Origin of the sequence: Candidatus Epulonipiscium viviparus, assembly GCF_030708075.1 — a bacterium.
GTDB classification, from domain to species: Bacteria; Bacillota; Clostridia; order Lachnospirales; family Cellulosilyticaceae; genus Epulonipiscioides; species Epulonipiscioides viviparus.
Window position 1 is genome coordinate 1,155,695 of record NZ_CP117982.1, and the last position, 10,333, is coordinate 1,166,027.

The window sequence follows — 10,333 nt, forward strand, 5'->3', positions numbered from 1 at the left end:
TTAAAATATTTTACATATCCTATATATTATTGCAGATGCCATAACCAAAATTAATGCAATGAAAACAGATTTATTTGCTTTGCTAGGAACAAACTCATTTAGAAAAGTCTTCTTTGTTTTAGAGCTAAACCCACGCACTTCAAGTGCAATTGTTCTTTCTCTTATATCAGTAAATGAACTCATAATTACTGGTGAAATCAGTGGCAAAAAAGCTTTTATTCTTATAAATAAGTTTCCTTCTACTTCCATTCCACGACTCCTTTGCGCATCTGATATTACTCCTATACGCGATGACATTTGTGGTATTAGCATAAATAGCGAGGTGAAGATATAACCCAGTTTGGGTGACATCCCTTTTGAAATTAATGCATCTGCAATATCTGAAGGCTTAGTTGTCAAAATTAATACACTTACACTAAAAATAATGTTTAAAATGTTCAATATTATTTCTAACGCAGTTATTAATCCTTCTTGATAAAATACTAGTGGTCCAACGGTCCAAACTGGTGTTACATTTTTTATCCCAAATAAACCTTGTACAAGAACTACTGTTACCATTATCAAGCCCGAAACTATAATCATTGGATAAGTTTTTTTTAATACTCCTGAAGTCAACAAGAGCGCTATACTTATAAGAATAAAATCAATTTTTAGCAAATTAAAGTCTAATATTGCTGGTATTGACATTGCCGTTAATATGTATAGTGCTTTTACTCCAGGAGTGAGTCCATTTAGAAATGAATTTTTATTTTCATATAAATTAATACTTTTCATCGACTGAACGATATATTGCCTTTAAACTCTTTGGCAGACTCTTAAATAATACTACCGTGATTAATACCACTAAAATTTTATCTGGAATATCGACCAGCGCTTCAGATATTAATGCTGCTAGCCACATCGGAACATCTTTGGCCATTGCCCATGCAAACGCTGTATCTACCCAAACATTTCCCGTCATTCCTCCCCAAAAAATAATATTTAGTGGAGTAGATATAACTACAGCACATAATCCTGCTGCAAGACCAGTTAGAACACCACCTTTAACGGTATTCATTTTTCCTTTGTATGCCATATATCCTACCACTACACCAATTCCTGCTTGTGTAATAGCATATACCGTTGATATTGGATCTATTGTTACGCCATATAATATATTATTTAATGCGCCTGATAAACCTCCAACAATTGGTCCTCCTAAACAAGCCGCTAAGCATGTTCCAATACAGTCCAACCATAATGGTAATTTCAACATTGTTGCAATCATTTTTCCTATGTAGTTAATTCCCACGGCTACCGGTATCAAAACCCATGCTGCCGTACTTAATTTTAACGACCACATAAATAATTCTCCTTTCTTATTCTCCATTGACATTTTTTTAACATTAAAATGTTACCACGTATAATAACACTTGTCAATATTTTACCAATCAAGTATTCACATTTAATTTATGTAAAGCGCGAAATTAACCGCGCATAAAATTTTTACTTAGTTTCTACCGGATATTTCTTTTTTAATTCTTCTACTTTATCCACATAAATTTTTTGACGTTTAACATTTAAATATTGCTGATTAACTTGATTTTTAACTTCATCAAATTCTGGTGCGATACCGTCTTTTTTATCATTTAACTTAATAATGTGATAACCAAATTGTGTTTTTACAGGATTGCTAATTTCATCAACTTCAAGCTTAAAAGTTGCATCTTCAAATTCTGGAACCATAGATCCAGGTCCAAATTCACCGAGGCTTCCTCCTTGTTGAGATGATGGACAACTAGAGTATTCACGCGCTGCTTCTTCAAACGGCTTACCTTCTTTGATTTCTTTAATAATCTCGTTTGCTTTTTCTTCGCTATCCACTAAAATATGGCTTGCAGTTGCTTTCTTTCCAGGATTAAATAACTCTTTATTTTCGTTATAATATGATATTAATTCATCATCATCTACAGAAATATTCCCTAATAATTTATTAAGCGCATATTGTTTTAATAAAGAATTTTTCATTTCGTCCAAAGCTCGAATATACTGCTCGTCATTTTCATAACCATTTTCTATGGCATCTTGATAAAAAAGTTCTTGCGCTATAAGCTCATCAACAAGACGACTTCTACCTTGTTCTCCTTGAAATTGTTGTGCCTGTGGTCCTATAGAATTTAAAAGTATATCCAGATCTCTCTCTGTAATTTCCTTACCATTTACTGTTGCTAAAATTTGGTTATCCATAATTTCTCCTTTAAATATGTTTATTCGCTAGGATATTCTAGCATAAAATATCCTTATTGTAAAGAATTAGTCAATATTTGATGAATAATGTCAAAAATTTTTTTTAACAAATGATTTAAATCGACAAAATATTTTACAAAAAGTAAGTATACTACCCTTGAGGTGGTGTAGCTATGGAAAGAGTTTTGATCAAAGACACAAATAGAATCAATAAAAGGATTATTTTGACGCAAGTCTTTTTATGTATCTGTGGCTTTATGTTTGCACGAGTGGGTATAGTTAATGAATTCTTTACATTAGGAATAGCATATCTAACCTGTGTTTACAAAGATAAACGCACTCGAAATTGGACAACTTTATTTTTGGTCTTAGGATATATATCTATCTCTATATCAAATTTTTACGTAACAAATTATTTAGTTATTACCGCATGCATCATTATTTTTCGAAGATTTATGGATAAAACAAGAATAAAATTTAATATTGCTAACCAAATTGTTACTTTAGTAGGATCCATATTTGTGGTAAAAACTTTTATACTCATTGTAACAAATTTTAATATAACAAGCTTTATAACTATTATCGTGGAATGTTTTGTTGCGGCTCTTTTAGTTTTAATACTTACTTATGGCATAGATGCTTTACTTGAAAATAAAATTTATGAACTGACTCAAAAAGAAACTGTTAGTATGCTTTTTATGTTCATTGTAATTCTTTGCGGAATGATTGATTTTTATATTTCAGTTCCAATATTTATAGAAATTTACTTTAAAGATATATTGGTATTTATGTTTTTAATTGCCATTACATATCTTGGAGGAATCAACCTGGGAGTTACTGTGAGTGTTGTAATTGGAAGTATGCTTACTATAATTGGATATATTCCTATTAACCTTTGTTTAGTATACTGCGTCAGTGTATTATTTTCTGGGCTATTTATTCCATTGGGAAAAATTGCTGTAACCTTAGGCATTGGTTTAGGACAAATTGTTGGATATATTATTTTCAATGAAAATATTATAGATATGCCAATTATGGGAGCATATTTTGTTGCAGCAATAATTACTATGTTCATACCTCCAGATTATTTTGGCTTTGCTAGTTGGTTTAGTACCAAACGCGAAGAACAAAATGAAAAAGAGCATTTAGCACATGTTCAAGGAATTGCTGTTGATCGACTAGTACACTTTAAAGAAGCTTTTGAAAAGCTTGGAGTATCTTTTAACAAAGAACATTTCAATACATCAACACTAAATAAAGCCCAAGTTGATACAGTAATAGAAGAAACGCTGAATAAAATGTGCGATACTTGTCACCTACGCAGCTTTTGTTGGGAAGATGATGTGGTAATGATGTATAACTGCAGTAGAGAGATGGTTTATAAAGGAGAACGCAATGGCAAAATAGTCATAAGCGATATTCCAGAATCATTCAGTAATAAATGTCCCTCTGCAGAAAGTTTTGCTTCTGTGCTAAATTATCGCTTAGATATTACCAGACAAAAAATTATTTCTAAAAACAAAACAATTGAAACAAAAATGCTTATGAGCCAGCAAATGGAAGTTGTAGCCAATAGCATCGACGGAATAGCCAATGAAATAGAAAATGAAATTGTATTTAATAAAGAACTTGAACGTCAAGCACGAGAGGCATTAATATCTGTAGGTATTAAAGTTAAAGACATTATATTACTAGAAGCAGATGGTGAATTTAAAGCACTCGAACTTTATACAAAATATTGCAATAAATCTGATGACATCGAATTTAGAATTATTACCAGCTTAGAAAATGCCATCAAATTAAAACTGGAACTCAAAACACACATATGTGGTTCTCCTTCAGGCTGTTATTTCAAAATTACTAAAAAACGAAAATTTGGAGTAACAGCCGGAGCTGCACTTTGTGCGAAAGGCAAAATATCTGGTGATGTATACAGTTTTATGGAAATTCCGAATGGAAAATATCTAATGGCTTTATCTGACGGGATGGGATCTGGCGAACTTGCTAGAACTCAAAGTAAAATTACAATTGAGATGTTAGAAGAATTTATGGAAGCCGGCCTCGGAGCAGAATCTTCGTTAAAACTTATAAACTCAACATTAGTATTACGTCAAGAAAATGAAGTATTCTCCACAATAGACGTTGCCATAATTGATACCACAACTGGAGTAGTAAAAATTTTAAAAGCTGGTGCAGCAACTACATTTGTTTTGCGAGACCATGAAGTTATAGCTATAGAATCAGAAAGTCTGCCAGTTGGAATCATAAAAGATGCTTATATAGAAACTCATAATGTAGCATTAGAAAGTGGTGATATTTTAATCATGGTTACAGATGGTTTATTATCTACTACTGAAGATGCACTTGGAAGACAAGAAGCATTTAAACAATTTATTTTAGATTGTCAAACAAAAGATCCTGAGCAAATGGCAAATTTTTTGTTAAATAAAAGTCGAAGCCTTCTTGCTGGAGACTATAGTGACGATATGACTGTTGTGGTTGGCTGTATCTATAAAAAAATTTAATTATACCTACACTTGTACCTATATGTCTTATTTTACGTATAGGTCAAGTGTATACTTTATACAATTACATATTTTTAGGTAATAAAAATTATTTTTATGGTTAAGTTAATAAAGAAAGTACAATAATTATTAACGGAGGTTTATAATGTCGCAACGACCAAATATTATTTTTATGCTAACAGATGATCAACGTTATGATACAATGGGGTTTATGGGCTCTACACAAGTTTATACCCCCAATCTTGATAAATTAGCAGCAGAAGGATCTAAATTTAGCAATGTTTTTCACGTGGCTCCAATATGTATGCCTAGCCGTGCTAGTATGCAATTAGGAAAATATATATCGCAGCATAACTGTGGATTTGATCTACCCACCGATTATACTGTCACTACTAAAGAATATCAAGAATCTTACCCTGTTCTCCTTAGAAAAAATGGTTACTTTACTGGATTTATTGGTAAATTTGGCTTTCCTGTAACCGATGAAAAGAAGCATAATGCAACTAGAAATATTGACCCTACCAGTTCCAATGATGATCCTTACTATAAACTTTCAAATCAACTTGAATTAAAAGAAATTGCAATGCCATCAAATGAATTTGACGTATGGTATGGATTTACTGGTCAAGGAGGTTATTTTCCGAATAAGGAAAACAAATTTAATGGCTATGAAAATAAATTTGGTGATGATCACTTAACAATGTTCAACGCACATCAAGCGGAAGATTTTTTGGAGCAAGCCGCCGCATCTGGTAAACCTTTCTCACTTTCTCTTAGTTTTAAGGCTCCTCACCGCCCCCATACTGCAAGTAATAAATGGAAAAAGTATTATGAAAATATAACAATCAACAGGATGCCCAATGATAAACCTGAGTATTTTGCAGTGCTTCCAGAAGTAGTACGAACTCACAGCCGCAATGCTGCTGAATACTGGGGCAGTGAAAAGATGGAACGATCTCCTGGAATGGCAGGTCGTGGAGCTTGGAAAGATGAGGCAGTTTTTCAGCATGATTTTAAAAACTATTATGGGCTAATTTCTGGAGTCGACGAAGCCGTGGGTGTAATTCGTGCTAAATTAGATGAACTGGGGATAGCAGATAATACTATCATTATATATACTTCTGACAATGGATATTTCTGTGGCTCTAAGCAGTTGGGTGGAAAAGAATTGCTCTATGAAGAATCCATTAAGGCACCACTTATTGTATTTGATCCTCGACATAAAAAAGATCAATGGATTGATGGTTTAGTTTCTACTGTTGATATATGTCCAACAATTTTAGATTTTTCTGGACTTAAAAAAACAGCAGATATGTATGGAAGCAGTATCATCCCTCTAATTAATGGTCAAGAAAAAGAAATTCATACAGCAGTATATGGTGAAAATGATTTTAATGATAACTATGTCGATATTGATAATCATCCCAGCCCTGAAAATTATCAGTCTATCCATTCTAAATATGTTAGAACTCATGATTATAAATATGTTAGATACCAACTATGTCATCCTATAATAGAAGAAATGTGGAATATGAAAGAAGACCCTCTTGAAACCAACAATCTTGTTGGCAATCCCGAATATCAAGAGCAACTCAATAAGATGAGAGCATTGCTAGATAAATTTATAGAAGAAACAGCAGTTGAAGTGTAACAACCCTGCACTAATACCACTCCCTAGACCTTAAAAGCTAGGGGTTTTTACTTTTTTAAAACTTAGTATGTATTGCGGAAGCAGGATTTGAACCTACGACCTTCGGGTTATGAGCCCGACGAGCTACCAGACTGCTCCATTCCGCGATATATGAAAAATCAAACCAAAAAAAATAAAAGAGAACCAAAGTAAAGTTCTCTTCTACCACCATCATGCCTCGAACCGGAATCGAACCAGTGACACGAGGATTTTCAGTCCTCTGCTCTACCGACTGAGCTATCGAGGCATATTGCGGAGGCAGGATTTGAACCTACGACCTTCGGGTTATGAGCCCGACGAGCTACCAGACTGCTCCACTCCGCGATATACGTATAAAAAACTCTTAAATCAAGTGGTGGGAGAAGGATTCGAACCTTCGAAGGCTGAGCCAACAGAGTTACAGTCTGCCCCCTTTGGCCACTCGGGAACCCCACCACGTTAGCCGACGATCGGACTCGAACCGATAACCTGCTGATTACAAATCAGCTGCTCTGCCAATTGAGCCACGTCGGCGTATGGTCGCTATAGGGTTCGAACCTATGACCCTCTGCTTGTAAGGCAGATGCTCTCCCAGCTGAGCTAAGCGACCAAAACCAATCAATTATAATGCCATTTACGGCAACCGACCCAGAAGGGACTCGAACCCTCGACCTCCGCCGTGACAGGGCGGCGTTCTAACCAACTGAACCACTGGGCCAAAATTGTACTTTCAAAACCAAACACAATGAAGAAAAGAATATACTACACAAAACCTATTTTAAATTAGGTCAAACCCTCGAACCATTAGTATTGGTCAGCTCGAATGTTACCACTCTTACACCTCCAACCTATCTACCTTGTAATCTGCAAGGGGTCTTACTTCTTACGAATGGGAAATCTTATCTTGAGGTCTGTTTCACGCTTAGATGCCTTCAGCGTTTATCATATCCAGACTTGGCTACTCTGCTATAGACTTGGTAGTCTAACAGATGCACCAGCGGTCCGTCCAACCCGGTCCTCTCGTACTAAGGTCAGCTCCTCTCAAATTTCCTACGCCCACGACGGATAGGGACCGAACTGTCTCACGACGTTCTGAACCCAGCTCGCGTACCGCTTTAATGGGCGAACAGCCCAACCCTTGGAACCTGCTACAGCTCCAGGATGCGATGAGCCGACATCGAGGTGCCAAACCTCCCCGTCGATGTGAACTCTTGGGGGAGATAAGCCTGTTATCCCCGGGGTAGCTTTTATCCGTTGAGCGATGGCAATCCCACTTTCATACCACCGGATCACTAAGTCCTACTTTCGTACCTGCTTCATCCGTCGATGTCACAGTCAAGCAACCTTATGCCTTTGCACTCTTCGAATGGTTTCCGACCATTCTGAGGTTACCTTTGAGCGCCTCCGTTACTCTTTCGGAGGCGACCGCCCCAGTCAAACTGTCCACCTGACATTGTCCCAAATCCGGATAACGGACTATGGTTAGAAGTTAAGTATTACAAGAGAGGTATCCCAACGTTGGCTCCATCAATACTGGCGTACTGACTTCACTGCCTCCCTCCTATCCTGTACATGTAACACCCAACCTCAGTATCAAGTTACAGTAAAGCTCCACGGGGTCTTTCCGTCCTGTCGCGGGTAACCAGCATCTTCACTGGTACTACAACTTCACCGGGCGTGCTGTCGAGACAGTACCCAAATCATTACGCCTTTCGTGCGGGTCAGAACTTACCTGACAAGGAATTTCGCTACCTTAGGACCGTTATAGTTACGGCCGCCGTTTACTGGGGCTTAAGTTCAAAGCTTCGGATTGCTCCTAACCTCTCCCCTTAACCTTCCAGCACCGGGCAGGCGTCAGCCCCTATACTTCATCTTTCGATTTAGCAGAGACCTGTGTTTTTGCTAAACAGTTGCTTGGGCCTATTCTCTGCGGCCAGTATTTCTACTGGCACCCCTTATCCCTAAGTTACGGGGTCATTTTGCCGAGTTCCTTAACAACACTTCTCCCGTCGGCCTTAGGATTCTCTCCTCATCTACCTGTGTCGGTTTGCGGTACGGGTACCTATAATGCAATAGCAGCTTTTCTTGGCAGCTCTTTCAGAATCTTCCCTACTTAAATTTCGGTCCGTATCACAACTTGCTTTGCTCTTCCGGTTTTTCCTAGAAGACCGCTTGTTGCTTACACACGCATTCCCATTTCGTGCAATTCTTATTTCTCTGCGTCCCTGCAGTTCTGATTATAGGTAGTACTGGAATTTCCACCAGTTGTCCATCGACTACGACTTTCGTCCTTGCCTTAGGTCCCGACTTACCCAGGGCAGATCAGCTTTACCCTGGAAACCTTAGATATTCGGCCTATAAGATTCTCACTTATATCTCGCTACTCATTCCGGCATTCTCTCTCTAAACCACTCCACAGCTTCTTACGATACTGCTTCATCGCTGTTTAGATGCTCCTCTACCAATCAATAAATTGATTCCATAGCTTCGGTGGTGTGTTTTAGCCCCGGACATTTTCGGCGCAAGATCTCTCGACTAGTGAGCTATTACGCACTCTTTGAATGAGTGGCTGCTTCTAAGCCAACATCCTAGTTGTCTTCGAAATCTCACATCCTTTTCCACTTAACACACACTTTGGGACCTTAGCTGTTGGTCTGGGCTCTTTCCCTTTTGACTATGAATCTTATCACACATAGTCTGACTGCTTAAAATATCTTTCTGGCATTCTTAGTTTGATATTCTTCGGTAAGGCTCTCGCCCCCCTAGGAAATTCAGTGCTTTACCTCCAGTAGACTTTTTAAACGCTAGCCCTAAAGCTATTTCGAGGAGAACCAGCTATCTCTGGGCTCGATTGGAATTTCTCCGCTATCCACATGTCATCTCCGCATTTTTCAACATACGTGAGTTCGGTCCTCCATTACCTTTTACGGTAACTTCAACCTGCACATGGATAGGTCACCCAGTTTCGGGTCTATTCGCAGTGACTTTGTTCGCCCTATTAAGACTTGGTTTCCCTTCGGCTTCATACATTAGTGTATTTAACCTTGCCACTACAAATAACTCGCCGGACCGTTCTACAAAAAGTACGCAGTCGCACTGTAAATAGTGCTTCCACTGCTTGTAAACATAGAGTTTCAGGTTCTTTTTCACTCCCCTCCCGGGGTTCTTTTCACCTTTCCTTCACAGTACTATTCGCTATCGGTCACCGAGGAGTATTTAGGCTTATGGGGTGGTCCCCACGTGTTCCCACAAGGTTTCTCGTGTCTCGTGGTACTCTGGATACTGCTAGGTGTAGGTCTATTTCGTCAACAGGGCTTTCACCTTCTTTGGCTTGCTTTCCCAAAACAATTAGACTATAGACTTTGTTCCATATTGCAGTCCGAACCCTCAATTACAAGTAATTGAGTTTGGCCTGTTTCCCGTTCGCTCGCCACTACTTAGGAAATCGATTTTTCTTTCTCCTCCTGTTGGTACTTAGATGTTTCAGTTCCCAACGTTCCCTTTATATGGCTATGAATTTACCATATAACAACTGAGGTTTACTCAGCTAGGTTTCCCCATTCGGACATCTCGGGTTATAGCGTTTGTTTGCAACTTACCCAAGCTTTTCGCAGCTTACCACGTCCTTCATCGGCTCTCGGTGCCAAGGCATCCACTCTACGCTCTTAGTAGCTTGACCTATATTTTGGTCTTTGTGTCTTTTCTTGACTAAAGAATTTGTTAAAGAATAAATAGGTTTTTCTATTCAATCTTTTTCGGTTTTGTTGTAGATTATTTCTAATCTTCATTGTATTCAGTTTTCAAAGTACAATGTGGATATAAGACTTTTATCCTATATTCCAAGTGGAGATTAAGGGATTTGAACCCTTGACCCCCTGCGTGCAAAGCAGGTGCTCTCCCAGCTGAGCTAAAC

5 protein-coding genes, 8 tRNA genes and 1 rRNA gene (1 of these 14 only partly in view) are annotated in these 10,333 nt (G+C 37.8%); 2 read left to right on the forward strand and 12 right to left on the reverse strand.

Going from position 1 to position 10,333, the window contains the following annotated elements:
* The 3 genes from PCY70_RS04685 to PCY70_RS04695 all read right to left on the reverse strand — a co-directional run bounded on the left by PCY70_RS04685 (position 1) and on the right by PCY70_RS04695 (position 2,226).
* Complete coding sequence (locus tag PCY70_RS04685) at positions 1 to 774, reverse strand: energy-coupling factor transporter transmembrane component T family protein (RefSeq protein WP_305768617.1); 774 nt, start codon at positions 772 to 774, stop codon at positions 1 to 3.
* Positions 761 to 1,342 carry an ECF transporter S component gene (locus tag PCY70_RS04690; protein ID WP_305768618.1) on the reverse strand — a complete coding sequence of 194 codons (582 nt, stop codon included), beginning with the start codon at positions 1,340 to 1,342 and terminating at the stop codon, positions 761 to 763. The genes PCY70_RS04685 and PCY70_RS04690 overlap by 14 nt, the downstream gene beginning before the upstream one ends.
* 143 nt (positions 1,343 to 1,485) lie before the next feature.
* Positions 1,486 to 2,226, reverse strand: a complete 741-nt coding sequence (locus PCY70_RS04695) for a peptidylprolyl isomerase (protein WP_305768619.1) — start codon at positions 2,224 to 2,226, stop codon at positions 1,486 to 1,488.
* A 173-nt stretch (positions 2,227 to 2,399) separates the two neighbouring features.
* On the opposite strand from PCY70_RS04695, the gene PCY70_RS04700 reads away from it, so the two are divergent.
* Both PCY70_RS04700 and PCY70_RS04705 read left to right on the forward strand, forming a co-directional pair.
* Positions 2,400 to 4,751 carry a SpoIIE family protein phosphatase gene (locus PCY70_RS04700; protein ID WP_305768620.1) on the forward strand — a complete coding sequence of 784 codons (2,352 nt, stop codon included), beginning with the start codon at positions 2,400 to 2,402 and terminating at the stop codon, positions 4,749 to 4,751.
* A gap of 145 nt (positions 4,752 to 4,896) precedes the next feature.
* Positions 4,897 to 6,402, forward strand: coding sequence for a sulfatase-like hydrolase/transferase (locus PCY70_RS04705; RefSeq protein WP_305768621.1), 1,506 nt, complete (start codon positions 4,897 to 4,899; stop codon positions 6,400 to 6,402).
* A gap of 72 nt (positions 6,403 to 6,474) precedes the next feature.
* Here the strand turns inward: PCY70_RS04705 and PCY70_RS04710 are convergent.
* From PCY70_RS04710 to PCY70_RS04750, 9 genes are all read right to left on the reverse strand, one after another.
* Positions 6,475 to 6,548 (reverse strand) — tRNA-Met (locus PCY70_RS04710).
* A 67-nt stretch (positions 6,549 to 6,615) separates the two neighbouring features.
* Positions 6,616 to 6,688 (reverse strand) — tRNA-Phe (locus PCY70_RS04715).
* Positions 6,689 to 6,691: 3 nt separating this feature from the next.
* Positions 6,692 to 6,765, reverse strand: a tRNA-Met gene (locus tag PCY70_RS04720).
* Between the two features lie 29 nt (positions 6,766 to 6,794).
* Positions 6,795 to 6,876 (reverse strand) — tRNA-Tyr (locus PCY70_RS04725).
* 5 nt (positions 6,877 to 6,881) lie between these two features.
* Positions 6,882 to 6,954, reverse strand: a tRNA-Thr gene (locus PCY70_RS04730).
* 3 nt (positions 6,955 to 6,957) lie between these two features.
* A tRNA-Val gene (locus PCY70_RS04735) sits at positions 6,958 to 7,030 on the reverse strand.
* 34 nt (positions 7,031 to 7,064) lie between these two features.
* Positions 7,065 to 7,138 (reverse strand) — tRNA-Asp (locus tag PCY70_RS04740).
* Positions 7,139 to 7,204: 66 nt separating this feature from the next.
* Positions 7,205 to 10,099: ribosomal RNA gene (locus PCY70_RS04745) — 23S ribosomal RNA — on the reverse strand.
* A gap of 165 nt (positions 10,100 to 10,264) precedes the next feature.
* Positions 10,265 to 10,333: transfer RNA gene (locus PCY70_RS04750), tRNA-Ala, on the reverse strand (it continues 4 nt past the right edge of the window).